Annotated in this window: 21 protein-coding genes and 2 tRNA genes; 22 read left to right on the plus strand and 1 reads right to left on the minus strand. The window is 64.0% G+C overall.

Features of this window, described 5'->3' with window-relative positions; all coding sequences use genetic code 11:
- The 19 genes from ACS5NL_RS22070 to ACS5NL_RS22160 all read left to right on the plus strand — a co-directional run.
- Nucleotides 1–289, plus strand: a 289-nt coding sequence (locus tag ACS5NL_RS22070; protein WP_500684336.1) for an EF-Tu C-terminal domain-related protein, incomplete at its 5' end; no start/stop codon positions are given.
- Between the two features lie 26 nt (nt 290–315).
- Nucleotides 316–391, plus strand: a tRNA-Trp gene (locus ACS5NL_RS22075).
- Nucleotides 392–538: 147 nt separating this feature from the next.
- On the plus strand, nt 539–922 hold the full coding sequence (gene secE, locus ACS5NL_RS22080; RefSeq protein WP_439356164.1) for a preprotein translocase subunit SecE: 384 nt from the start codon (nt 539–541) through the stop codon (nt 920–922).
- Complete coding sequence (gene nusG / locus ACS5NL_RS22085) at nt 922–1491, plus strand: transcription termination/antitermination protein NusG (protein ID WP_411364801.1); 570 nt, start codon at nt 922–924, stop codon at nt 1489–1491. The genes secE and nusG overlap by 1 nt, the downstream gene beginning before the upstream one ends.
- A gap of 114 nt (nt 1492–1605) precedes the next feature.
- Nucleotides 1606–2037: a 50S ribosomal protein L11 gene (gene rplK, locus ACS5NL_RS22090; protein ID WP_066160539.1), complete on the plus strand. Its 432-nt coding sequence runs from the start codon at nt 1606–1608 to the stop codon at nt 2035–2037.
- A gap of 1 nt (nt 2038) precedes the next feature.
- Nucleotides 2039–2734: a 50S ribosomal protein L1 gene (rplA, locus tag ACS5NL_RS22095; RefSeq protein ID WP_439356165.1), complete on the plus strand. Its 696-nt coding sequence runs from the start codon at nt 2039–2041 to the stop codon at nt 2732–2734.
- Between the two features lie 251 nt (nt 2735–2985).
- Nucleotides 2986–3516, plus strand: a complete 531-nt coding sequence (rplJ, locus tag ACS5NL_RS22100) for a 50S ribosomal protein L10 (protein WP_439356166.1) — start codon at nt 2986–2988, stop codon at nt 3514–3516.
- A 41-nt stretch (nt 3517–3557) separates the two neighbouring features.
- Nucleotides 3558–3932 (plus strand): 50S ribosomal protein L7/L12, encoded by a 375-nt coding sequence (gene rplL, locus ACS5NL_RS22105; protein WP_411364804.1) that lies wholly within the window; start codon nt 3558–3560, stop codon nt 3930–3932.
- Nucleotides 3933–4206: 274 nt separating this feature from the next.
- Entirely contained in the window at nt 4207–8331 is a 4125-nt protein-coding gene (gene rpoB / locus ACS5NL_RS22110; RefSeq protein WP_439356167.1) for a DNA-directed RNA polymerase subunit beta, read from the plus strand.
- Between the two features lie 26 nt (nt 8332–8357).
- Nucleotides 8358–12572: a DNA-directed RNA polymerase subunit beta' gene (gene rpoC / locus ACS5NL_RS22115; protein WP_439356168.1), complete on the plus strand. Its 4215-nt coding sequence runs from the start codon at nt 8358–8360 to the stop codon at nt 12570–12572.
- Between the two features lie 170 nt (nt 12573–12742).
- Nucleotides 12743–13336, plus strand: a complete 594-nt coding sequence (locus ACS5NL_RS22120) for a LemA family protein (RefSeq protein WP_439356169.1) — start codon at nt 12743–12745, stop codon at nt 13334–13336.
- Between the two features lie 30 nt (nt 13337–13366).
- Nucleotides 13367–14434 (plus strand): M48 family metalloprotease, encoded by a 1068-nt coding sequence (locus ACS5NL_RS22125; RefSeq protein WP_439356170.1) that lies wholly within the window; start codon nt 13367–13369, stop codon nt 14432–14434.
- Nucleotides 14435–14503: 69 nt separating this feature from the next.
- Nucleotides 14504–15805: a 16S rRNA (cytosine(967)-C(5))-methyltransferase RsmB gene (rsmB, locus tag ACS5NL_RS22130; RefSeq protein ID WP_439356171.1), complete on the plus strand. Its 1302-nt coding sequence runs from the start codon at nt 14504–14506 to the stop codon at nt 15803–15805.
- A gap of 4 nt (nt 15806–15809) precedes the next feature.
- Nucleotides 15810–16466 (plus strand): DUF4390 domain-containing protein, encoded by a 657-nt coding sequence (locus ACS5NL_RS22135; protein WP_439356172.1) that lies wholly within the window; start codon nt 15810–15812, stop codon nt 16464–16466.
- A complete protein-coding gene (locus ACS5NL_RS22140) occupies nt 16466–18736 on the plus strand; it encodes a sensor histidine kinase (protein WP_439356173.1) in 2271 nt (756 codons plus the stop codon). The genes ACS5NL_RS22135 and ACS5NL_RS22140 overlap by 1 nt, the downstream gene beginning before the upstream one ends.
- A 30-nt stretch (nt 18737–18766) precedes the next feature.
- Nucleotides 18767–19462 (plus strand): response regulator, encoded by a 696-nt coding sequence (locus ACS5NL_RS22145; protein ID WP_439356174.1) that lies wholly within the window; start codon nt 18767–18769, stop codon nt 19460–19462.
- Between the two features lie 39 nt (nt 19463–19501).
- Nucleotides 19502–19577, plus strand: a tRNA-Phe gene (locus ACS5NL_RS22150).
- Between the two features lie 182 nt (nt 19578–19759).
- Complete coding sequence (locus ACS5NL_RS22155; protein ID WP_439356175.1) at nt 19760–21028, plus strand: tyrosine-type recombinase/integrase; 1269 nt, start codon at nt 19760–19762, stop codon at nt 21026–21028.
- Nucleotides 21029–21464: 436 nt separating this feature from the next.
- Nucleotides 21465–22355, plus strand: coding sequence for a type IV toxin-antitoxin system AbiEi family antitoxin domain-containing protein (locus ACS5NL_RS22160; RefSeq protein ID WP_439356176.1), 891 nt, complete (start codon nt 21465–21467; stop codon nt 22353–22355).
- Here the strand turns inward: ACS5NL_RS22160 and ACS5NL_RS22165 are convergent.
- Nucleotides 22332–23234 (minus strand): nucleotidyl transferase AbiEii/AbiGii toxin family protein, encoded by a 903-nt coding sequence (locus ACS5NL_RS22165; RefSeq protein ID WP_439356177.1) that lies wholly within the window; start codon nt 23232–23234, stop codon nt 22332–22334. The genes ACS5NL_RS22160 and ACS5NL_RS22165 overlap by 24 nt on opposite strands.
- A 218-nt stretch (nt 23235–23452) precedes the next feature.
- Between ACS5NL_RS22165 and ACS5NL_RS22170 the strand changes: the two genes are divergently transcribed.
- The 3 genes from ACS5NL_RS22170 to ACS5NL_RS22180 are packed head-to-tail and all read left to right on the plus strand — an operon-like array spanning nt 23453 to nt 25924.
- Entirely contained in the window at nt 23453–24394 is a 942-nt protein-coding gene (locus tag ACS5NL_RS22170; RefSeq protein ID WP_439356178.1) for a ParB/RepB/Spo0J family partition protein, read from the plus strand.
- Between the two features lie 4 nt (nt 24395–24398).
- Nucleotides 24399–24923: a hypothetical protein gene (locus tag ACS5NL_RS22175; RefSeq protein ID WP_439356179.1), complete on the plus strand. Its 525-nt coding sequence runs from the start codon at nt 24399–24401 to the stop codon at nt 24921–24923.
- Nucleotides 24920–25924: a relaxase/mobilization nuclease domain-containing protein gene (locus ACS5NL_RS22180; RefSeq protein WP_439356180.1), complete on the plus strand. Its 1005-nt coding sequence runs from the start codon at nt 24920–24922 to the stop codon at nt 25922–25924. The genes ACS5NL_RS22175 and ACS5NL_RS22180 overlap by 4 nt, the downstream gene beginning before the upstream one ends.
- Nucleotides 25925–26108 lie beyond the last annotated feature (184 nt).

Here is a 26108-nt window from a genome sequence, read left to right on the forward strand (position 1 = left end):
CAAGCCGCACACGCACTTCACCGGTGAGGTGTATGTGCTGTCCAAGGACGAAGGTGGCCGTCACACGCCGTTCTTCAACAACTACCGCCCGCAGTTCTACTTCCGCACGACGGACGTGACCGGCGCCATCGAACTGCCTGAAGGCAAGGAAATGGTCATGCCTGGCGACAACGTGTCGATCACGGTCAAGCTGATCGCCCCGATCGCCATGGAAGAAGGTCTGCGTTTCGCCATCCGCGAAGGCGGCCGTACCGTCGGCGCCGGCGTGGTTGCCAAGATCATTGCCTAAAAGCCCTCTGAGGGGCACCAGCCAGTAGGGGTATAGCTCAATTGGCAGAGCGTCGGTCTCCAAAACCGAAGGTTGTAGGTTCGATTCCTACTGCCCCTGCCACCAGACAGAACGCTTGAAGCCGGGTTTTCCGGTGCTGTTCGTCGGGTGGTTTTCAGGCCCACCGAAGTCTCAAGGCTTCTGGTGGGCTTGCGTGTCTGGGGTCTTTGTTCCCTGAGATCCCAGAAAGTCAAGAATCCTCTGAAACCCATGGCCACTTCCGAAGTTCAAACCGTCAATACCGGCGCCGACAAGGCCAAGCTGGCGGCTGCTGCCGGGCTGCTGCTGGCCGCTTTTGTCGCGTTTTACCTGCTGTCCGGCAAGGGTGCCCTGGCCCAGTGGGCTGCGCTGATTGTTGGCGTGGTGGCTGCTGTGGCGGTGTTTGGTGTGTCCGAGCCGGGGCGCCAGCTGGTGGCTTTCGGTCGCGAGGCCTGGCGCGAAACGCGCAAGGTGGTCTGGCCTTCCCGCAAGGAAGCGATCCAGATGACGGCCTACGTGTTTGCCTTTGTGGTCATCATGGCGCTGTTCCTGTGGCTCACCGACAAGACGGTCGAATGGCTGTTCTATGACCTGATCCTGGGCTGGAGAAAGTAATGAGCGAAACGAATAGCCTGCTGGGAACGCCGACCGAAGGCATGCGCTGGTACGTGGTGCATGCCTATTCGGGCATGGAAAAGGCGGCCGAGCGCAACATCGTCGAGCGCATCAACCGCGCTGGCATGCAGGACAAATTCGGTCGTATCCTGGTGCCGACCGAAGAGGTGGTTGAGGTCAAGAATGGCCAGAAGCGCACCACCGAACGCAAGTTCTTCCCCGGCTATGTGCTAGTGGAAATGGTGATGGACGATGAGTCCTGGCACTTGGTCAAGCACACCAACAAAGTGACTGGTTTCGTTGGCGGCGCCAAGAACCGTCCGGCCCCGATTTCCGAGGAAGACGTTCAGAAGATCGTCAACCAGATGCAGGAAGGCACCGACAAGCCCCGCCACAAGGTGGAGTTCGTGGTTGGCGAGTACATCCGCGTCAAGGAAGGCCCGTTCACTGACTTCAACGGCACGGTCGAAGAAGTCAACTACGAGAAGAACAAGCTGCGCGTGTCGGTGACCATCTTCGGTCGCGCCACCCCGGTGGAGCTCGAATTCAGCCAGGTCGAGAAGACCTGATCCTTTCGGATCGCAGGCGGATCAACCCGGCGCCTGCGGTCTTTGTCCTTTCCGGGTTTCAACCGCGAGGAGGCTGCAATGTCTGCAGCCGTTTGCACTCGCAGGAGCTGAAATATGGCGAAAAAAATCGTCGGCTTCATCAAGCTGCAAGTGCCAGCTGGTAAGGCCAACCCCTCTCCCCCGATCGGTCCGGCGCTGGGTCAGCGCGGTCTGAACATCATGGAGTTCTGCAAGGCGTTCAACGCCCAGACCCAGGGCGTCGAGCCCGGTCTGCCGCTGCCGGTGGTGATCACCGCCTTCGCGGACAAGAGCTTCACGTTCATCATCAAGACCCCCCCGGCGACGACCCTCATCAAGAAGGCCATCAAGCTGGACAAGGGCTCTCCGGTGCCCAACAAGCAGAAGGTCGGCAAGATCACCCGCGCTCAGCTGGAAGAAATCGCCAAGACCAAGATGAAGGACATGACCGCTGCCGACATCGATGCAGCCGTCAAGACCATCGCCGGCTCCGCCCGTTCGATGGGCGTGATCGTGGAGGGCGTGTGAGATGGCCAAGCTGACCAAGAAACAAAAGGCCTTCGAAGGCAAGGTTGACAGCAACAAGCTGTACGCCCTGACGGACGCTCTGGCGATCGTCAAGGAATGCGCCAACGCCAAGTTCGATGAGTCCATCGATGTGGCCATCCAGCTGGGCGTGGACGCCAAGAAGTCCGACCAGGTGGTGCGCGGTGCTGTCGTGATGCCCAACGGCACCGGCAAGACCAAGCGCGTGGCTGTGTTCGCCCAGGGCGCCAAGGCCGAAGAAGCCAAGGCCGCCGGTGCCGACATCGTCGGCATGGACGATCTGGCTGCCGAAATCAAGGGCGGCAAGATGGACTTCGACGTCGTGATCGCATCTCCGGATGCGATGCGCGTGGTCGGTACCCTGGGTCAGGTGCTGGGTCCCCGTGGCCTGATGCCCAACCCCAAGGTCGGCACCGTGACGCCCGACGTCGCCCAGGCTGTGCGCAACGCCAAGGCCGGTCAGGTGCAGTTCCGCGTGGACAAGGCCGGTATCGTGCACGGCACGATCGGCCGCCGCTCGTTCGACGCCGACAAGCTCCAGGGCAACCTGGCCGCTCTGGTCGATGCACTGAACAAGGCCAAGCCGGCCACCAGCAAGGGTGTCTACCTGCGCAAGGTGGCGGTGTCGTCGACCATGGGTGTGGGCGTCCGCGTGGACACCCAGTCCATCTCGGCGTAATCGCAAGAGATTCCCGGGTCACTTCGGTGGCCTGGGTGTGGTGGGCCCGCCCGCCGGCCGCAAGGCTGGGAGGTGGGGCCATCCAAGACCGTTGGCGTGTCGACGATCTTTCGGGGTCCGAAGCACTTAATTGCGAAAAGCCAACGCAGATGGCGATCCCGCTGCAGATGGAACCCGGTTCCCGAAACAGTTGGTCGCTGCAATGAAGCGTGTGGAGGGCTCCCGCCCGAAGCACATTGAAGGAGTAGACCTTGAGTCTGAATCGCAGTGAGAAAGAAGCGGTCATTTCCGAAGTGACCAGCCTCGCCGCAAAAGCTCAAACGCTCGTGATGGCGGAATACCGCGGCATCACGGTCGCTGCCATGGACAAACTGCGCGTCAACGCTCGCAGCAATGGTGTCAGCCTGAGTGTTCTGAAGAACACCCTGGCCCGCCGTGCTGTGGCTGGCAGCCCGTTTGAAGTGGCCGGTGACCAGATGACCGGTCCGCTGATCTATGGCTTCTCCGAAGACGCTGTGGCCGCCGCCAAGGTGGTGGCCGAGTTCGCGAAAACCAACGACAAGCTGGTGATTCGCGCAGGTGTCTACGGCGGCAAAGTCCTGGACGTCAATGGCGTGAAGCAGCTCGCAAGCATCCCTTCCAAGGAAGTGCTGCTGGCCCAGCTGTGTGGCTTGCTGAAGTCGCCGATCTCCCGCACCGCAGTGGTGCTGGGTGCCCTGGCGGCCAAAAAAGGCGAAGGCGCTGCCGCTCCGGCAGCAGAAGCTGAAGCTGCTGCCGCCTGAAGGCGCAGTCAGTTCGTTTAACCAATTGTTAGGAAATCAAAATGGCATTCGATAAAGACGCATTTCTGACGGCGCTGGACAGCATGACCGTCATGGAACTCAATGACCTGGTCAAGGCCATTGAAGAGAAGTTCGGCGTGTCCGCCGCCGCCATGGCCGCTCCGGCCGCTGCTGGTGGTGGTGCCGCTGCTGCTGCCGAAGAAAAGACCGAATTCAACGTCGTCCTGACCGAAGCCGGCGCCAACAAGGTGTCCGTCATCAAGGCCGTGCGCGAAATCACCGGTCTGGGTCTGAAGGAAGCCAAGGACCTGGTCGACGGCGCTCCGAAGAACGTCAAGGAAGGCATTGCCAAGGCCGACGCCGAAGCCGCCGTCAAGAAGCTGGTGGAAGCCGGCGCCAAGGCCGAACTCAAGTAATTCGGTTCTGGTCAGGGGCTGGAGTGCTCGAAAGGGCCTCCAGCCTTTGGTGCTTTCAGAGCGCACCCAAAAGCTCCGTGGCTTCGCAGTGAATCCACCCTGTTTTTGAGTGTCTTCTGACCCCGACTGCAGAAGACCACTTGGTCCGGGCCCGCGTGCAATGCGTGGGTCGTCCGCCAACGGCAGGTAGTGGCCTGCCGCCAAGAACGTCACCCGCCGCCTTGCGCGCCGGAATGACCGATCAGTCGCCGCAGACCTCAAGCCCGGAGATCTCATGGCATCCGCATCGAAATACTCATACACCGAACGCAAGCGCATCCGCAAGAGCTTTGGCAGCCGCGAGAACGTGCTCGCGATCCCCTACCTGCTGCAGATGCAGAAGGACGCCTACACCGCGTTCCTGCAGGCCGATACCGCGCCCAAGAAGCGCACCGCCGAAGGCCTGCAGGCCGCCTTCGAAGCCGCCTTCCCCATCGTCTCGCACAACGGTTTTGTCGAGATGAAGTTCGTCGAGTACAACCTGGCCAAGCCGGCGTTCGACGTGCGCGAGTGCCAGACCCGTGGTCTGACCTTCGCTTCGGCTGTGCGCGCCCGCGTGCAGCTGATCATCTATGACCGCGAGTCGTCGACCTCGCAGTCCAAGGTGGTCAAGGAAGTCAAAGAGCAAGAGGTCTACATGGGCGAAGTGCCCCTGATGACCGACAAGGGCTCCTTCATCATCAACGGCACGGAGCGCGTGATCGTGTCGCAGCTGCACCGCTCGCCCGGTGTCTTCTTCGAACACGACAAGGGCAAGACGCACAGCTCGGGCAAGCTGCTGTTCTCGGCCCGGATCATTCCTTACCGCGGTTCCTGGCTGGATTTCGAATTCGATCCGAAGGACGTGCTGTTCTTCCGCGTCGACCGCCGCCGCAAGATGCCGGTCACCATCCTGCTCAAGGCCATCGGCCTGACGCCGGAAACCATCCTGGCGAACTTCTTCGTCAACGACCACTTCCGCCTGATGGACAGTGGCGCCCAGCTGGCCTTCGTGTCCGAGCGCCTGCGCGGCGAAGTGGCCCGTTTCGACATCACCGACAAGTCGGGCAAGGTCGTTGTCGCCAAGGACAAGCGCATCACCGCACGCCACACCCGTGAACTGGAACAGTCCGGCACCACGCACATCAGCGTGCCCGAAGACTTCCTGATCGGCCGCGTGGTCGCCAAGAACGTGGTGGACGCCGACACCGGCGAAATCATCGCCAAGGCCAACGACGAGCTGACCGAAGCGCTGCTGAAGAAGCTGCGCCTGGCCGGCGTGCAGGAACTGCCCTGCATCTACACCAACGAACTCGACCAGGGCGCCTACATCAGCCAGACCCTGCGCGCCGACGAAACCGTCGACGAGTTCGCTGCCCGCGTGGCCATCTACCGCATGATGCGCCCCGGCGAGCCGCCGACCGAAGACGCCGTGCAGGCCCTGTTCCACCGCCTGTTCTACAACCCGGACACGTACGACCTGTCGCGCGTGGGCCGCATGAAGTTCAACGCCCGCGTGGGCCGCGACGAATCCACCGGCCCGATGGTGCTGTCCAACGACGACATCCTGGCCGTGGTCAAGATCCTGGTCGACCTGCGCAATGGTCGCGGTGAAGTCGACGACATCGACCACCTGGGCAACCGCCGCGTGCGCTGCGTCGGCGAACTGGCCGAGAACCAGTACCGCACCGGTCTGGCGCGTATCGAGAAGGCCGTCAAGGAACGTCTGGGCCAGGCCGAGCAAGAGCCGCTGATGCCGCACGACCTGATCAACTCCAAGCCGATTTCCGCGGCCCTCAAGGAGTTCTTCGGTGCGTCCCAGCTGTCGCAGTTCATGGACCAGACCAACCCGCTGGCCGAGATCACCCACAAGCGCCGCGTGTCGGCCCTTGGCCCGGGCGGTCTGACCCGCGAGCGCGCCGGCTTCGAAGTGCGCGACGTGCACGTCACCCACTACGGCCGCGTCTGCCCGATTGAAACGCCCGAAGGCCCGAACATCGGTCTGATCAACTCGCTGGCCCTGTACGCCCGCCTGAACGAGTACGGTTTCATCGAAACGCCGTACCGCCGCGTGGTCGATGGCAAGGTCACGAACCAGATCGACTACCTGTCGGCCATCGAAGAAGGCAAGTACGTCATTGCCCAGGCCAATGCGGCCCTGGACAAGGAAGGCAAGCTGACCGGTGACCTGATTTCCGCCCGTGAAAAGGGTGAATCCATCCTGACCCCGGCCGACACCATCCAGTACATGGACGTGTCGCCCGCGCAGATCGTGTCGGTGGCCGCTTCCCTGGTGCCCTTCCTGGAGCACGACGACGCCAACCGCGCACTGATGGGCGCCAACATGTCGCGCCAGGCCGTGCCCGTGCTGCGCCCCGAGAAGCCGATGGTCGGCACCGGCATCGAGCGCGTCGCCGCGATCGACTCCGGCACCGTGGTGACCGCCCGCCGTGGTGGTGTGGTTGACTACGTGGACGCGACCCGCATCGTGATCCGGGTCAACGACGACGAAGCCGTGGCCGGTGAAGTCGGCGTCGACATCTACAACCTGATCAAGTACCAGCGTTCCAACCAGAACACCAACATCCACCAGCGTCCGATCGTCAAGAAGGGCGACAAGCTGGGCAAGGGTGACGTGGTGGCCGACGGCGCCTCGACCGACCTGGGTGAAATCTCGATCGGCCAGAACATGCTGATCGCCTTCATGCCCTGGAACGGCTACAACTTCGAAGACTCGATCCTGATCTCCGAACGCGTGGTCGCCGAAGACCGCTACACCTCGATCCACATCGAGGAACTGGTGGTGATGGCGCGCGACACCAAGCTGGGCGCCGAAGAAATCACCCGCGACATCCCGAACCTGGCCGAGCAGCAGCTTAACCGCCTGGACGACTCCGGCATCATCTACGTGGGCGCCGAAGTGCTGCCTGGCGACGTGCTGGTCGGCAAGGTCACGCCCAAGGGCGAGACCACGCTGACGCCGGAAGAGAAGCTGCTGCGCGCCATCTTCGGCGAGAAGGCTTCCGACGTGAAGGACACCTCGCTGCGTGTGGACCAGGGCTCGCAAGGCACCGTGATCGACGTGCAGGTTTTCACCCGCGAAGGCATCACGCGCGACAAGCGCGCCCAGCAGATCATCGACGACGAGCTCAAGCGCTTCCGCCTAGACCTGAACGACCAGCTGCGCATCGTCGAGGCCGACGCCTTTGACCGGATCGAGAAGCTGCTGACCGGCAAGATCGCCAACGGCGGTCCGAAGAAGCTGTCCAAGGGCACCAAGATCGACAAGGCCTACCTGGACGACGTCGAGAAGTACCACTGGTTCGACATCCGCCCGGCGGAAGACGACGTGGCCGCCCAGCTGGAGTCGATCAAGAACTCCATGGAGCAGACCCGTCACAGCTTCGACCTCGCCTTCGAAGAGAAGCGCAAGAAGCTCACGCAGGGCGACGAGCTGCCCGCGGGCGTGCTCAAGATGGTCAAGGTCTACCTGGCGGTCAAGCGCCGCCTGCAGCCCGGCGACAAGATGGCCGGCCGCCACGGCAACAAGGGTGTGGTTTCCAAGATCACCCCGGTGGAAGACATGCCCCATCTGGCCGATGGTACGCCGGTCGACATCGTGCTGAACCCGCTGGGCGTGCCTTCGCGCATGAACATCGGTCAGGTGCTCGAAGTCCACCTGGGCTGGGCCGGCAAGGGCCTGGGCCAGCGCATCGGCGACATGCTGCAGCGCGAAGCCGCAACGACCGAGATCCGCGGCTTCCTGGAACAGATCTACAACGGCACCGGCCGCAAGGAAGAGCTGTCCAACCTGTCCGACAACGAGCTGCGCGTGATGGCGCAGGAGCTGACCAGCGGCGTTCCGTTCGCCTCGCCCGTGTTCGACGGCGCGTCCGAACAGGAAATCATGGACATGCTCAAGCTGGCCTACCCGGACGACATCGCCAAGGCCAAGGGCCTGACCGCGACGCGCACCCAGGCCCAGCTGTACGACGGCCGCACCGGCGACGCCTTCGAGCGCGTGACCACGGTGGGCTACATGCACTACCTGAAGCTGCACCACCTGGTCGACGACAAGATGCACGCCCGTTCGACCGGCCCGTACTCGCTCGTCACCCAGCAGCCGCTGGGCGGCAAGGCGCAGTTCGGTGGCCAGCGTTTCGGTGAGATGGAAGTGTGGGCGCTGGAAGCGTATGGCGCTTCCTACATCCTGCAGGAAATGCTCACCGTCAAGTCCGACGACGTGCAGGGCCGTACCAAGGTGTACGAGTCCATCGTCAAGGGCGAGCACGCGATCGAAGCCGGCATGCCGGAATCGTTCAACGTGCTGGTCAAGGAAATCCGTTCGCTCGGTATCGATATCGAGCTGGACCGCTCCTGATTCACTGAAGAAAAGGAAAGCATTTCATGAAATCCTTGCTCGACCTGTTCAAGCAGTTCACGCCCGACGAACATTTCGATGCGATCCGCATCGGCCTGGCCTCGCCGGAAAAAATCCGCTCCTGGTCCTTCGGTGAAGTCAAGAAGCCGGAAACCATCAACTACCGCACGTTCAAGCCCGAACGCGACGGCCTGTTCTGCGCCAAGATTTTTGGTCCCATCAAGGACTACGAATGCCTGTGCGGCAAGTACAAGCGCCTGAAGCACCGCGGCGTGATCTGCGAGAAGTGCGGCGTGGAAGTCACGCAGACCAAGGTGCGCCGCGAACGCATGGGTCACATCGACCTGGCCGCGCCCTGCGCCCACATCTGGTTCCTGAAGTCGCTGCCGTCGCGTCTGGGCCTGGTGCTCGACATGACGCTGCGCGACATCGAACGCGTGCTGTACTTCGAAGCCTACGTGATCGTCGATCCCGGCATGACCCCGCTGAAGAAGTTCGCGATCATGTCCGAGGAGGACTACGACGCCAAGCGCAAGGAATACGGTGACGAGTTCATCGCCAAGATGGGCGCCGAGGGCATCAAGGAACTGCTGGAGTCGATCGACCTCGACATCGAGATCGAGAAGCTGCGCAACGACCTGACCGGCTCCGAGCTGAAGATCAAGAAGAACGCCAAGCGCCTGAAGGTGCTGGAAGCCTTCAAGAAGTCGGGCATCAAGCCCGAGTGGATGGTGCTGGATGTGCTGCCCGTGCTGCCGCCGGACCTGCGTCCGCTGGTGCCGCTGGACGGCGGCCGCTTCGCGACCTCCGACCTGAACGACCTGTACCGCCGCGTCATCAACCGCAACAGCCGTCTGCGTCGCCTGCTCGAACTCAAGGCCCCTGAAATCATCGCCCGCAACGAAAAGCGGATGCTGCAGGAAGCCGTGGACTCGCTGCTGGACAACGGCCGCCGTGGCAAGGCCATGACGGGCGCCAACAAGCGCGCCCTGAAGTCGCTGGCCGACATGATCAAGGGCAAGAGCGGTCGTTTCCGCCAGAACTTGCTGGGCAAGCGCGTCGACTACTCGGGCCGTTCGGTCATCGTGGTCGGCCCGACGCTCAAGCTGCACCAGTGCGGCCTGCCCAAGCTGATGGCCCTGGAACTGTTCAAGCCCTTCATCTTCTCGCGCCTGGAAGCCATGGGCATCGCCACCACCATCAAGGCGGCGAAGAAGGAAGTCGAATCCGGCACGCCGGTGGTCTGGGACATCCTGGAAGAGGTCATCAAGGAGCACCCGGTTCTGCTGAACCGCGCGCCCACGCTGCACCGTCTGGGCATCCAGGCTTTCGAGCCGATCCTGATCGAAGGCAAGGCGATCCAGCTGCACCCGCTCGTCTGCGCGGCCTTCAACGCCGACTTCGACGGTGACCAGATGGCCGTTCACGTGCCGCTGTCGGTGGAAGCCCAGCTGGAAGCCCGCACCCTGATGCTGGCCTCCAACAACGTGCTGTTCCCGGCCAACGGCGAACCCTCCATCGTGCCGTCGCAAGACGTGGTGCTGGGTCTGTACTACGCCACCCGCGAGCGCATCAACGGCAAGGGCGAAGGCATGATCTTTGCCGACCTCGCCGAGCTGCAGCGCGCGCTGGACAGCGGTGTGGTCGAGATCACCGCCAAGATCAGCGTGCGTCTGACCCAGTGGAACAAGAACAAGGAAACCGGCGAGTTCACGCCCTATGTGACCCTGGTCGACACGACGGTCGGCCGCGCGCTGCTGTCCGAGATCCTGCCCAAGGGCCTGCCGTTCGAAGTGCTGAACAAGGCGCTGAAGAAGAAGGAAATCTCCAAGCTGATCAACGTCTCGTTCCGCAAGTGCGGTCTGAAGGAGACCGTGGTCTTCGCCGACAAGCTGCTGCAGAACGGTTTCCGCCTGGCCACCCGCGCCGGCATCTCGATCGCGGTGGACGACATGCTGGTGCCCAAGGAAAAGGCCGGCATCATCGAACGCTCCGAAGCCGAGGTGAAGGAAATCGCCCAGCAGTACGCCTCCGGTCTGGTGACCGCCGGCGAGCGCTACAACAAGGTGGTGGACATCTGGGGCAAGGCTGGTGACGAGATCTCCAAGGTCATGATGGCCCAGCTGGCCAAGCAGAAGACCATCGATCGCCACGGCAAGGAAGTGGACCAGGAGTCGTTCAACTCGATCTACATGATGGCCGACTCCGGTGCCCGCGGTAGCGCGGCCCAGATCCGCCAGCTGGCCGGCATGCGCGGCCTGATGGCCAAGCCCGACGGCTCCATCATCGAGACCCCCATCACGGCGAACTTCCGTGAAGGTCTGAACGTGTTGCAGTACTTCATCTCCACCCACGGTGCCCGTAAGGGTCTGGCGGACACGGCGCTGAAGACGGCCAACTCGGGTTACCTGACCCGCCGTCTGGTGGACGTGACGCAGGATCTGGTGGTGAACCAGGAAGACTGCGGTACGACCAATGGCACGCTGATGCGCGCCATCGTCGAAGGCGGTGAAGTGATCGAGTCGCTGCGCGACCGCATCCTGGGTCGCACCACGGCCGAGGAAGTGATCCACCCCGAGACGCGCAATCCGCTGATCGCGGCCGGCGTGCTGCTGGACGAAGACATGCTCGACGAGCTGGAAGCGGCTGGCGTGGACGAAGTCAAGGTCCGCACCGCGCTGACCTGCGAGACCCGCTTCGGCATCTGCGGCAAGTGCTATGGCCGCGATCTGGGCCGTGGCGGCCTGGTGAACATCGGCGAAGCCGTCGGTGTGATCGCCGCCCAGTCCATCGGTGAACCGGGCACGCAGCTGACCATGCGTACCTTCCACATCGGTGGTGCGGCTTCGCGTGCGGCGGTGGCCTCCAGCGTGGAAGCCAAGTCGGCGGGCGTGATCGGCTTCAACGCCACGATGCGCTACGTGACCAACAGCAAGGGCGAGCTGGTGGTGATTGCCCGTTCCGGCGAAATCATCATCCACGACGAGCACGGCCGTGAGCGCGAGCGCCACAAGGTGCCGTACGGCGCGATCCTGGCGGTCAAGGCCGACCAGACGATCAAGGCCGGTGCGATCCTCGCCAACTGGGATCCGCTGACCCGACCCATCATCACGGAATTCGCCGGTCAGGTGAAGTTCGAGAACGTGGAAGAAGGTCTGACGGTGGCCAAGCAGGTCAACGACGTGACCGGTCTGTCCTCGCTGGTGGTGATCGATCCGAAGCACCGCGGCTCCGCCAAGGTGGTGCGTCCGCTGGTCAAGCTGCTCGACGGCCAGGGCCAGGAAGTGAAGATCCCCGGCACCGACCACTCGGTGACGGTGGGCTTCCAGATCGGCGCCCTGCTGGAAGTGCGCGACGGCCAGGAAGTGGGCCCCGGCCACGTGCTGGCCCGCATCCCGGTCGAAGGCCAGAAGACGCGCGACATCACCGGCGGTCTGCCGCGGGTGGCCGAGCTGTTCGAAGCCCGCAGTCCGAAGGACAAGGGCATGCTGGCCGAGATGACCGGCACCGTGTCGTTCGGCAAGGAAACCAAGGGCAAGGTCCGCCTGCAGATCACCGATCCGGAAGGCAAGATCTGGGACGAGCTCATCCCCAAGGAAAAGAACATCCTGGTGCACGAAGGCCAGGTGGTCAACAAGGGCGAGAGCGTGGTCGACGGCCCGGCCGATCCGCAGGACATCCTGCGCCTGCTGGGCATCGAGGAACTGTCGCGCTACATCGTGGACGAAGTGCAGGACGTGTACCGACTCCAGGGTGTGAAGATCAACGACAAGCACATCGAGGTGATCGTTCGCCAGATGCTGCGTCGCGTGGTTGTCGACAGCGTCGGTGATTCGAGCTACATCGCCGGCGAGCAGGTCGAGCGTTCGGAGATCCTCAACACCAACGACGCCCTGCGCGCCGACGGCAAGATCCCGGCGACCTACAGCAACGTGCTGCTGGGTATCACCAAGGCCTCGCTGTCGACCGACTCGTTCATCTCGGCCGCTTCCTTCCAGGAAACGACCCGTGTGCTGACCGAGGCCGCCATCATGGGCAAGCGCGACGAACTGCGTGGCCTGAAGGAAAACGTCATCGTCGGCCGCCTGATCCCCGCAGGCACCGGCATGGCCTATCACGAAGCCCGCAAGGTCAAGGAAAAGATGGACGACGAAGAGCGCCGTGCCATCGCCGAGGCCGACGCCCTGTCGCTGGCCGCTGACCAGGCAGAAGCCGCCGGTACCGGCGAGTCGGCCGAATAAGCCTTCGGCCCGGACTTCCGTCCGACCTGCCAGCGCCCCCGGTCGTCAGACCGGGGGCGCTTTTTTTTGTGTGCGGCGGCGCGCACCATTGGGCATGTCGGGGCCTTGGGCTATATTGCCCAGCGCCCGCCGGCGGTGTCCGGCGACTGTCGTCCGATGGAGGTTTGAAGATGTCACCTGTTTCGTGGATCCTGCTGGTCGTGGTGTTGCTGGTGGTGTTCTGGGCCATCGGCGCCTTCAACCGCCTGACGCGGCTCAAGAATGCGATCGCCAATGCGTTCGGTCAGATCGACGTGCAGCTCAAACGGCGCTATGACCTGATCCCCAACCTGGTCGAGGTCGCGCGCAAGTACCTGGCGCACGAGGCCCAGACGCTCGAAGCCGTGATCGCGGCCCGCAACCAGGCGCACAGTGCCGAACAGTCGGCCGCCGCCAGTCCGCTGAACGCGGGGGCCATCGGGGCACTCGGTGGCGCCGAGCAGGTGCTCGGTGGCGCACTGGGGCGCCTGTTTGCCGTGGCCGAGGCCTACCCCGAACTCAAGGCCGACCAGACCATGCGCGAGCTCAGCGAGGAACTCGCGAGCACCGAGAACCGCATCGGCTTTGCGCGCCAGGCCTACAACGACCATGTGCTCGAACTCAACGACGCCGCGGCGCAGTTTCCGACGCTGATCGTGGCGCGGCTCTTCAACTTCCAGACCCTGCCCATGCTCGCGTCCACCTCGAGCGAGGCCGAGCGGCAACCGGTCAAGGTCGCGTTCTGAGGTTTGTCATCCTGACCTGCGCGATCCGCCGTGCTGATCTTTGAGTCACAGCGCGAGGCGCGCGGCCGCACGCTGCGGCTGCTGCTGGCGTTCGGCCTGACGGTGCTGTTGCTGGTGATCGCGGTCAACGCGGCGCTGGCGCTGGCGGTCGGCGTGTGCTGGAGCTTCTGGGTGCCCGGCGCGGGCTATCCGCGCTACTTCTTCGAGGTCAACACGGCGGTCACGTTGCTGTTCGTGCTCGGGGGCTGGTGGGTCGAAACCTCACGCTTGTCCAAGGGCGGACAGGCACTGGCCGAACAGATGGGCGCGCGGCTGGCGCAGCCGGGCACCCATTTCGAGGAACGGCGCTTCGCCCACATCGTCGACGAGATGGCGATCGCCGCCGGCATGAAGCGGCCAGCGGCCATGGTGATGGCACGCGATCTGGGCATCAACGCCTTCGCCGCCGGCTGGGACGAGGACGACGCGGTGGTGGCGGTCACCAGCGGCGCGCTGGAGTTCCTCACCCGCGAAGAGCTGCAGGGCCTCGTGGCCCACGAGTTCAGCCACATCCGGGAAGGCGACACGCGCCTGAACATGCGGCTGGTGGGCATGGTGTTCGGGCTGGAGATGCTGTTTCGCATGGGCCAGGATCTGGTGCCCTCCGATGTGCGGGAGGACCGCAGTCCGGTGCTGGCGGTGCTGGGCCTGGCCCTGATGGCGGCCGGCTGGCTGGGCTGGGTCGCGGGGCACGCGCTGCAGGCGGCGGTCTCGCGCCAGCGCGAGTTCCTGGCCGACGCGCGGGCGGTGCAATGGACGCGCAGCCGCGACGGGCTGGGCGGCGTGCTGCGCAAGGTGATGACCCAGTGGAACGATGGCGTCGAGTCGCGCCGCGTCGGTTCGGTGGTGCAGCACCTGCTGCTGGTGGGGACCGAGCAGGGCGGCGTGGCACACTGGTTCGATTCCCACCCGTCACTGGAAGAGCGCGTGCGCCGGATCTACGGCCGGCGCATGGAGCCGCTGCCGCTGGAGCGCAACGGCGATCCCGACAGGCCCCGCGGCGGCACCACGCCCGCGGTGCCTGCAGGGGTGGTGGCTCCGGGCTGGACCCTGGGCTGAACCTGGCACCTGACCATTTTGAACACTTTGTCATCTCCTCCTTCTGCGCCGGCCCGTCTGGCGCCACCCTTGTCCGAACAACTGCACCAGGTCGCACGCTGCGTGCTGGCCGTGGAGCAGGGGCGCTCGCTGTCCGAGGTTCTGCCGCAGGTCGCGGCGGGTCTGCGCCCCGGCGTGCAGGCGCTGTCGTTCCAGGTGCTGCGGCATCTGGGCACGGCGCGCGCGGTGGCCTCGTTGCTGGCCCGCCGGCCGCCGGCACCGCCGGTGCAGGCCCTGTTGCACACGGCGCTGGCCTTGCTGATCGGCGACGGCGAGGGCCGCGACTACCCGCCACACACCCTGGTCGACCAGGCGATCGAGGTCACCAAGCGCGACCGCGACACGCGCATGCAGTCGGGCTTTCTCAATGCCTGCCTGCGGCGCTACCTGCGGGAAGCGCCGGCGTTGCTGGCGCAGGCCCGGCGCGAACCTGCCGCGGTCTGGAACCACCCGCGCTGGTGGGTCGAGCGGCTGCAGCGCGACCACCCCGCGCAGTGGGAAACCATCCTGGCGGCGAACAACCGGCCCGGGCCGATGTTCCTGCGGGTGAACCGCCGCCTGGTGTCGCGCGACGACTACCTGGGCCAGCTTTCTGCCGCGGGCATTGCCGCGACGCCGACGGGTACCGATGGGGTGGTGCTGGCGACGCCGCAGCCGGTGGAGCGCCTGCCCGGTTTTGCCCAGGGCCTGTGCTCGGTGCAGGACGGTGCCGCGCAACTGGCGGCGGAATTGCTGCTGGACGGCCGCGACTGGGCGCCGGCGGACCGCGTGCTCGACGCCTGCGCCGCACCCGGGGGCAAGACCGCCCACCTGCTGGAGCGCGCCGACCTGGACCTGCTGGCACTGGATGTCGACCCGCGCCGCTGTGACCGCATCCACGACAACCTCCAGCGGCTGGGACTGCGCGCCGAGGTGAAGGCGGCCGATGCCGGCGAGCCTGCCGCCTGGTGGGACGGGCGGCCGTTCGACGCCATCCTGCTGGACGCGCCCTGTACCGCCTCGGGCATTGTCCGGCGCCACCCCGATGTGCGCTGGCTGCGCCGGGCCAGCGATGTCGATCAGCTGGCGGCCATCCAGCGCCGTCTGCTGGACACGCTCTGGCCGCTGCTCAAACCCGGCGGCCGGCTGCTGTATGGCACCTGCTCGGTGTTCAAGGCCGAGGGGCAGGACCAGGTGGCCGCGTTCCTTGAGCGCCACACCGACGCCCGCCATGTCCCTGTTGTGGGGCATTTGCTGCCGGGCAATGTCGTTGGCCATGGGGAGTTCAACGACAATGCCTCGGGTGGATACGACGGCTTCTACTACGCGCGCCTGGACAAAAGGCTGGACTGAAGGCATGGCCCCCGGGGCAGCCGTCCGCCGCGGTGTTCGCCAGTGGTCCGGCTGGCTGCTGGGGCTGCTGCTGGCGCTGTCGCTGTTGCCGGCCCTCGCCCGCGAGCCCGAGGTGCTGCAGAGCACCCTGAAGCGGTCTGGCGACGGGGCGCAGCTCTCGGTCCGGCTGGGCCTGGAGCCGTCGCCGGCGGTGGAAGATGCCCTGCTCAAGGGCGTGCCAATCTACTTTGTCTGGCAGGCCGACGTGGTGCGCGAGCGCTGGTACTGGACCGACAAGCGCATCAGCCAGGTGACCCGCACCGTGCGCCTGGCCTACCAGCCCCTGACCCGGCGCTGGCGTGTGAGCTACTCCTCCGACAGCCCCGGCACGCCGGCGGCCGGCATCCAGTACCCCCTGCACCAGAACCACGACACGCTGGCCGATGCGCTGGCGGGCGTGAGCCGGGTGGCCGGCTGGCCGATCGCCGAGCCGGGCCGGCTGGAGGATGGGGTGCGCTACACCGCCCAGTGGCGGTTCCGGCTGGATCTGTCGCTGCTGCCGCGTCCCTTCCAGATCGGCATGGCCAACCAGCCGGGCTGGGACGTCGAGGTGCAACGCTCGCTGGAAGTGCCGTCCCGCAACGAGCCCGAAGGCGCGGCGATGGTGCCCGAGGTGCGCTGATGTCGGCCGCCACCGACCTGGGCCCCGAGGTCCGCGCCGACCAAAAGACGGCCCGGCGGCGGCGCTGGGCCCTGGTCGTCGCCCTGGTCTTCATGGCCGGACTGGGCATGGTGTTGCTGTTCCTGCTCACCCTGGCCACCCGCAACCGCGCGTTCTACGAACAGAACTTCGGCTGGCTGGCGGCGGTGAACGTCGGGGTGGCGGTGCTGCTGGCGCTGATCATCGTCTGGCTGGCGGTGCGGCTGTTCATGCGCTACCGCATGGGGCGTTTCGGCAGCCGGCTGCTGCTCAAGCTGGCGGCCATCATCGGCCTGGTGGGCGTGTTGCCCGGGGTGCTGATCTACGCCGTGTCGTACCAGTTCGTGGCGCGCTCGATCGAGAGCTGGTTCGACGTGCGTGTGGAGTCGGCGCTGGCCGCGGGCCTGAACCTGGGCCGCACGACGCTGGACACGCTGAGTGCCGACGTCAGCGGCAAGACCCGCGTGGCCGCCGAGGAACTGGCCCGTTTGCCGAACTCGTCGGCGGTGCTGGCGATGGAGCGCCTGCGCAACCAGCTGGGTGCCAGCGACCTGATTCTCTGGAGCGGCGCCGGTCAGGCGCTGGCCACCGCCGGGGCTTCGCGCTTTGATTTCACGCCGAGCCGGCCGCCGCTGGCGGTGCTGCGGACCGTGCGGGCCAACCGGGTGGTGGCGCAGGTCGAGGGGCTGGAAGAGAGCGCCGAGGCGGGAGATGCCGCTGGCGCGGCCCCGGCTTCGGTGCAGGCGCGCATCAAGGTGCTGGCCCTGGTCAGCGCTCCGGGCTTCGGGCTGGACGATGAGCCGCGTTACCTGCAGGTGACGGTGCCGCTGCCCGCGGCGCTGGTGACCGATGCGCTGGCGGTGCAGGTGGCCAACCGCGAGTACCAGGAGCGGGCGCTGGGCCGCGAGGGCCTGCGGCGCATGTACATCGGTACGCTCACGCTGGCGCTGTTCCTGTCGGTGTTCGGGGCGGTGCTGCTGGCGGTGGTGCTGGGCAACCAGATGGTGCGGCCCCTGCTGGTGCTGGCCGAGGGCATGCGCGAGGTGGCGCAGGGCGACCTCTCGCCCAAGTCGGCGCTGACTTCCAAGGACGAGCTGGCGGGCCTGACGCGCACCTTCGCCAACATGACGCAGGAACTGTCGGATGCGCGGTCGGCGGTGCAGCGCAGCATGCAGCAGGTCGACGCCGCGCGCGACAACCTGCAGACCATCCTGGACAACCTGACGGCCGGCGTGGCCGTGCTGGACGAGCAGGGTCACCTGCGCAGCGTCAATCCGGGTGCGGCACGCATCCTGCGCAAGCCGCTGGGCCTGTACCTGGGTCACACCTTGAACGAGGTGCCTGGTCTGGAAACCTTTGGCGTCGGCGTGCTGCAGGAGTTCGAGCGCTTCCTCTCCGATGAGTCGCCGCGCGAGGGCGGTCACTGGCAGCAGTCGTTCGAGCTGGGCCTGCCGGGCAGCACACCGAACAACGACGGCATCACCCTGATCGCGCGCGGCGCGCTGCTGCCCAACAACGAGCGGCTGCTGGTGTTCGACGACGTGTCCGAGATGGTGTCGGCGCAGCGTGCCCAGGCTTGGGGCGACGTGGCGCGGCGGCTGGCGCACGAGATCAAGAACCCGCTGACGCCGATCCAGCTCTCGGCCGAACGGCTGGCGATGAAGCTCGAAGGCAAGGTGCCACCGGCCGAGCAGACCATCCTCAACAAGTCGGTGCGCACCATCGTCGACCAGGTCGACGCGATGAAGCGGCTGGTCAACGAGTTCCGCGACTACGCGCGGCTGCCGGCGGCGCAACTGTTGCCGACCGACCTCAATGCGCTGATCAAGGACATCCTGGTGCTGTACGACCACGCCGCGGTGCCGGTGCGCACCGAGCTGGCCGACGACCTGCCGCCCGTCCTGGCCGACCCGCAGCAGGTGCGGCAGATCCTGCACAACCTGGTGCAGAACGCCCAGGACGCGATGGGCGGCCAGTCGGACGCCACGGTGCTGCTGCGCACGCGCCGGGCCGACAGCGGGCCCTGGGTGCGGCTGTCGGTGATCGACCAGGGGCCGGGTTTTGCCGAGCACATCCTCAAACGCGCCTTCGAGCCCTACGTCACCACCAAGTCCAAGGGCACGGGGCTGGGGCTGGCCGTGGTGCGCAAGATCATGGAAGAACATGGCGGTCGCGTCGACATCAGCAACCGCGTCAGCGAGAACCGGGTGACAGGGGCCCAAGTGTCGTTATCATTCGCAGTTGCAAATTGACAACATATTCCGAGGGAACCGAAGCGCACCATGGCAACTATTCTGGTGGTAGACGACGAGCTGGGCATCCGCGACCTGCTGTCCGAGATCCTCAACGATGAGGGACACACGGTCGAACTGGCCGAGAACGCCGCCCAGGCCCGCAGCGTCCGCACCCAGTTGCGCCCGGACCTGGTGCTGCTGGACATCTGGATGCCCGACACCGATGGCGTGACGCTGCTCAAGGAGTGGGCCAGCACCGGATTGCTGACCATGCCGGTGATCATGATGAGTGGCCACGCCACCATCGACACCGCCGTCGAGGCCACGCGCATCGGCGCCACAGCCTTCCTTGAAAAGCCCATCACCCTGCAGAAGCTGCTCAAGGCGGTGGATGTCGGACTGAACAAGCCGGCCCTCAAGCCTTCCGCACCCGTGGCACAGAAGCCGGGTGGCCTGGCGATTCCGCCGGCCGAGCTGACGGTGGAGGCCGCCATGACCGGTGGCACCCTGCCGGAGATGGTGCTCGACATCGGGCCGCAGTCGCAGCAGTCGTTCAACCTCGACAGCCCGTTGCGCGAGGCGCGCGACGAGTTCGAGAAAGCCTATTTCGAGTACCACCTGGCCAAGGAGTCGGGCTCCATGACCCGCGTGGCCGAAAAAACCGGGCTGGAGCGCACCCACCTCTACCGCAAGCTCAAGCAACTGGGCGTGGACCTGGCCCGCAGCAAGCGGAACGCGCTTTGATCCGGAGCGCAGAAACTGCTGCTATAATCGAGAGCTCTTGGCCCGGTAGCTCAGTTGGTAGAGCAGCGGATTGAAAATCCGCGTGTCGATGGTTCGATTCCGTCCCAGGCCACCAAGTTACTGTTTTGAGTCGTCCCAGGACGTCCCAGAAAATCTTAAAAGCCCTTGAGAATCAACGCTCAAGGGCTTTTTTCTTGTCCCAGGGCGTCTCGGGAAATTCCTTGAGTTCTTCCCACTTGCGCAGTAACTTCCGCAGTAACCGGCCTGATCGCTGTTTCGGGCCAGAAAGTTACTGCCATGGCCCGCTACCTCATTCCCTCGGATGCCACCATCAAGGCCGTGCGCAGCGGTGATCCGCGCAAACGGCTGACGGACGGTGATGGTCTGTACCTGCTGCTCTTTGTAAAGGGGGGTGCGCACGGCTGGCGGCTGGACTACACGTTCGAAGGGCGGCGCAAGACGCTCTCGCTCGGCACCTATCCCTCCACGACGCTGGCGATTGCGCGGCGCAAGGCCGATGCAGCGCGTGAGAAGGTGGCTGACGGCCAGGACCCAAGCCAGGAGCGCAAGGCGCAGCGTGTCGTGCACGCCAAGGCCATCGAGGCTGAGAAGCGGCAGCAACAAGGCCTGCCACCCATCAATTCGTTTGAAGAAGTGGGCCGCGAGTGGTTCGAGGTCCGTCGCGGCGGCTGGGCGCAGGGCTATTCGGAGAAGGTCATCGCCCGGCTGGAGAACGACGTGTTTCCCTACGTCGGCAGCGCGCCGGTGATCGGCATCACACCGACCCAGTTGCTGGAGGTGCTGCGGCGCATCGAGGCGCGCGGCGTGATCGAGACCGCCCACCGCGCACTGGAGAGCTGCGGGCAGATCTTTCGCTATGCCATCGCCACGGGGCGCAGCACCGTCAACCCGGCGCGCGACCTGAAAGACGCACTGCGCAGGCCCGAACCCCAGCACTTCCCGGCCATCACCGACCCCAAGCGCTTCGGCGAACTGCTGCGCGCCTGCGATGCCTATGCCGCCACGCCGGTGGTCCGTGCGGCGCTGAAGCTGGCGCCGATGCTGTTGCTGCGGCCAGGGGAACTGCGCTTTGCAGAGTGGCCCGAGATCGAACTGGACGCAGCGCTTTGGACTGTGCCCTCGGTGCGCATGAAGCGCGAGCTGCGCGAGAAGCAGCAAGGCGCGCCACACCTGGTGCCGCTGCCCCGTCAGGCGGTGGCCGTGCTGCGCGACCTGCACCAACTGACCGGCCATGCCAAGATGGTGTTTCGCGGTGAGCGGCACCACCACCGCCCGATGAGCGAGAACACTATCAATGCCGCTTTGCGCGCCATGGGCTTTCCGGCCGATGAAGTTACAGGCCACGGGTTCAGAGCGACGGCCAGGACCATGCTGCACGAGCGCCTGGGCTTCAGCCCAGACGTGATCGAGGCGCAGCTGGCGCACTCGGTGCGCGACAGTCTGGGCAGGGCGTACAACCGGACGGAGTTCGTGGAACAGCGGCGAACGATGTTGCAGGCCTGGGCGGATTACCTGGACAAGCTTCGAGTTGTCTGCGAGGTGTGACGTGGCGCGTAGGAGAAGGTTGCGGTTTTAGTCGATGCGTCTCTTCTTGGTGTCTAGCCATTATTACGACGGCACCCTCAGAACAGACTTTATAGCGAAGATATATTGTGCTATGAAGCGTATACGCTTCATAGCATAACAACATCTGAACAAGATTGCAAGAGTAACCCTGTTGCTTGATAGCTGTCTTAGACAGAGTGCTTGATTCCCCTCACTAGAGGCTCATGTTTGGCCTTGGATCAAAGCACAGGTGGTTGACAGAATTCCAAAGAATCATTATGCTATGCAGCGTAAACGCTGCATAGCACATGACAAAAAGAGATCTACATGAAGAAAATAAGCCTGTGCTTGTGATCCAGCTTGATGAATGTCATACTTAGCAGCATGAATGCTGCTAAGTACAACGATGCGTGAGGTTGTGACCTCGACCCGAGGGATGAGTCGCGCACGCATCCAGATCGCCAAGCCGGATATCGTTCGGTACTTCGACGAGCTTCCTAGTCGAGTCCTTAAGCCGCGAGAGGTTTACGCAATCCTCTCGGAGCAACGAGGCTTCTGGCGTCTAGCGCAAAACACAACAGCCGAGCGTTTTGTCGAATTTCTACTGAAGCACTCAAAGCTCAAGCAGTATGTTTTCCGCTTTCCGCAACGGGAAGAGAAGTGCTATGTGTGGGATCACGCGCCCTTGCTGGCCATACTGCTCGGTCTCAAAAAAGACCTGCACTTTAGCCACTACACGGCAATGCGAGCGCATGGTCTGACTGAGCAATCACCCAAGTCCATATACCTCACTGACGAGCGAACCACCCAAGTTGAAAGTTCGCGTGAGACTGAGATCAGTCAGGCGGCGATAGATACCGCTTTCCAAAAACCAGCGCGATCATCGAACAATTGGGTGGAACATGAAGACAAGAAAATCTTCTTGCTGAACGGCGCTGATACCGGTCACCTGGGTGTCATCGCGGAAATGATGACGGACGAAAGCGGGGCTGAAGTCAAAGGTCGGCTGACGAGTATTGAGCGAACCTTGATAGACATCACCGTACGGCCGGTGTATGCGGGCGGGGTCTATGAGGTTGCCAAGGCATACAGAATGGCAAAAGACCGAGTGTCCATTAACAAGCTGGTGGCCATGCTGCAGAAGCTTAGGTTCCTCTACCCCTATCACCAAGCCGTTGGTTACTACCTTCAACGCGCAGACTACAAGTCAAGTCAGATTGATCTGGTGAGACGACTTTCGATGGAGTACGACTTCTATCTGGCGCATGAAATGAAAGACACGCGCTACGACCAATCCTGGCGACTACACGTCCCAAGTGGGTTTTAGTGCTTGGATCAGGGTCAGGGTGTAGTCGAAGTAGAAGCGAAACTCCCTGAGGTCGAACTCGGGCGAGACGGTTGCCTCTACTGCAGCAAAGCCGGCATTGTGAAAGTCATACACCTCTGCCACTTTGCCAAGAAAAGCCAGTGGCACCTTCTTGACCTCGAACATCGTCCTCAAGATCTGGGCCACCTTCTCCGTCGACAAGTCCAGCTTGAGCACATCCATCAGTACAAAGATGTCTACGAAATCTCGAGGGCGAGCGCTTCCCGCACGATCCCGCTTGATAAACGGCCCGTACTCGGGCATCTGTTGGCATATAGCCCTAAGCTTCTCGCAAACAATCATCTCCGGCGAATACACGTAGATCATGTAGCCGTCAAAGTCGACCTGGCGTTTGTCATCAACATACTCGAAGCGGCTGATGTCAATCAAGAACTTGGTACCAAGTCCAAGGTTCACAGCCCGTCGGCGCAAGACCTCAAAGTCGTCGTGATGCGCGGCAAACACCTCACCGCTCGCAAGTTTGAACTCGACAGCGTAGCCACCCCAGAAGTGCCGCATGTCTTCTGAGATTGCTCGCGGCTTCTCGAGCATTCGAAAGTCGAACACTTCAAACCCATTGGCACGAAAGGTCTCGGTCAAAGCTTTGCGGATGCGGGCCTCCGCTCCAGCGACATCGTCGCCAAAGTCCTGCTTCAAAGAAAAATCCAGATCAACAGAGGCACGCGCGCTGACTTGATGTACCAGCGCCATAGCATTTCCGCCCTTGAGTACAAGTTGCTCTAGCAACTCATCGTCCGAGAACATTGCCTGAACAGCAAGGATCTTGATCCTGTCCAGCAGGGTGGCTTCCGGAGCAGTTTTCACATCAATTCGTTCCATGCGAGGAACGGTAGCACAGTCAACATCGACAATAGGAGCAACCCAAACAAGCCAACAGCCTGTCGAACGAGTGGACTGAAAAAAGCGCACTGTTGGCTGATCGCCAACTACGCAACTTTCACGGCTGGAAGGCATCAGCTGGAATTCGAACCGAATCCAGCACGCAACCAGTCCTTGTTGGCCCCTAGAGTGGTCGTCGTCACTCTCGACGATCAATCATGGGCTCACTGACCAACTTCCTTGCCAATCGCAAGCCCCCAGGCATCAACCTTGACCAGTTGAACCTGTTCGAGGGCAGACCCGTTCCGACCGGCCTGGCGTTGGTGGTGCCCATCGACCAGCTGGACGAAGACCCGGACAACCCGCGCAAGGAATTTCCGCCGGAGGCGATCGAGGAGCTGGCGCAGGACATCGCCCAGCGCGGCATGCTGCAGCCCATCGTCGTCAGTGACCGGAACGACAAGGGACGCTACCTGATTCGCTTTGGCAGCCGGCGCTGGCGCGCCGCCATTCAAGCCGGGCTGACCACGGTGCCCGTCATCTTCGCGGTCGAGGCCCGCAATGCCTACGACCAGGTGGCCGAGAACCTGAAGCGGCAGAACCTCTCCCCGCTCGAACTGGCGCAGTTCATCCGGCGACGGGTGGATGCCGGCGAATCCAACGCCGAGGTCGGCCGCCAGCTGGGCATGGACCTGAGCACGGTGGCACACCACCTGGCCCTGCTCGACCTGCCACCCGTGCTGGACCAGGCGCTCAGAGACGGGCGCTGCGAGTCCCCGCGCACGCTCCACGAGCTGAGCCGCCTGCATGAAGAGCAGCCCGAGCAGGTGGCAGCCCTTGTCGCTGGCACGGAACCGATCACCCGTGAAGCCGTGGCCAGTCTCCGTGATACGGCTCGGATGGGTGCCCCCGCTGCTGACAAGCCGACACGGACACTCCCGCGACCGGACAAGATGGCGCAGTCATTGGCCCGTGCCAGCGGGCTCTGTGAGCGGCTGGATGCCGCGCTGCAGCGGCTGAACCGGTCAGGTGGCATCGATGCCCTCCCCCACGATCAGGTGGCGGCCTTGCGTCAGCGTGTCGCCGAGCTGGCAGCCCGGCTGACGCCTGAAACCACACCCGTCAGTGCCGAAGCAGGCCATGGGAAAGCCTCAGCGTGACCGGGTGACCATCGACCTGCGCGGCTTGCGCGAGCCGTTGCAAACGCGCGCACTGGTGAACCAGATGACCCCGGCAGCCCTGGTGCGCCAGGCCGTGCTGGCCTACCTTGCCCCGAAGTCTGGCGATCAGAAGCCCGACCCGAAACCCTTGAAATATGTGCGCGAGGAGCAGGTGATCAAGGTCACTCTGCGCCTGCCAGCCGGACACGCCGCATTGATGAACTACCAGGCCCGCACCGCCAATGTCTCGAAGAGCATCTATGTGGCCGCACTCATTGAAGGGGCGCCGCCGCCCAGGAACCACGCCCAGGCCGTGGCCGCGCTGCAGGCCTCCACCAACCGGCTGGCCGTCATCAGTACCGACCTCAGCGCCTACCTGCGCATCTTGCACATGGTCAAGCCCGGTGCGTCGCAGGAACTGGACCGTTATCAGGCCGGCATCGATACGCTGAACAAAGACATCGGGCGCCACCTCAACACGGCATCAGCGCTGGTGGCCGAGCTGCGGGCAACCCGGCGACCCCAATGACCACCAGCCCCTCCATCGACGGCGTGCTGGTGGAATGGGGTGCGCGGCTGTTCTACCCGGCCAGCCGCATCGTCAAGCCGGAAACCACGCCGCGCCTGAACACCCCGAACCGGCCCAGTGCGGCCACGATTCGTCACCGCATCGCCGCCACCGTGATGCGGCGGGCACCGCAGGTGATGGTGAAGGTCACCGGGGGTGGTAGGGGCATGGGCGCCATCGCGGCGCACTTTCGCTACATCTGCAAGAACGGCCAGCTGCGCATGGAGGACGACAGGGGCGTCGTGCGGGAAGGCAAGGAGGCCATGCACGACTTGGTCGATCAATGGCGCGTCAGCGGATCGCTGATCCCGGAAACAAGCCATCGGCGCGAAGCCTTCAACATCATGCTGTCGATGCCGCGTGGCACCGATGCGCAGACCGTGCTGAAGGCCGCGCGCGGGTTCGCGAAAAGAGAGCTGAGGGATCACCACTACGTGATGGTGCTGCACGAGCACCAGGCCAACCCGCACGTGCACCTGAGCGTGAAGGCCGAGTCGATCGACGGCAAGCGACTGAACCCGCGCAAGACCGACCTGCACCGCTGGCGCGAGACCTTTGCGGAGAAGTTGCGGGAACTGGGCGTGGAGGCTGAGGCGACGCGCCAAGCCTCGCGCGGGGCGAACCGCCGGGATGAACGCATCTGGCAGCTGAAGGCGTGGCAGGATGGGCGGTTGAGCCGACGTGCCGAGCAGCAGGTCAAGTCGGGTGCAAGCTACGAGCGCAGCCACGGCGGGGCTTTCCAGGCCTGGGGCCGCATCAAGAATGCGCTGCAGGAATCCGATGTCCCGGAGGACCGGGAACTGGCCAAGCACATCCTGCGGTTCATCAGCGAATCGGCGTACTTCAAAGAGGTCTGGCCTCGGGTTCAACGTGAGGCAGCGCGTCAGGACAAGCAACGGACTACCTCGGTGCAATCGCGAGAGGTTGTGAAAACCAGACCCTCTGTCGACATGGAGCGTTGAACGATAGTTCTCGGGCTTCTTCCCCGGGGGAGGCTGTCTCCGCCAATGACTCAACCTAAACAGTCGACCCTGATTTATTCAAATGCGAGCGCCGACGGTGCGCTGGACTGAGCCGGTGAGTGTGCGAGTGAGCAAAGTACCCAGCTCGTCTTGCCAGTTCGGCGACACGCCCGCCACCATGCAC

This window comes from Hydrogenophaga sedimenti (assembly GCF_051857515.1).
Classification (GTDB): domain Bacteria; phylum Pseudomonadota; class Gammaproteobacteria; order Burkholderiales; family Burkholderiaceae_C; genus Hydrogenophaga.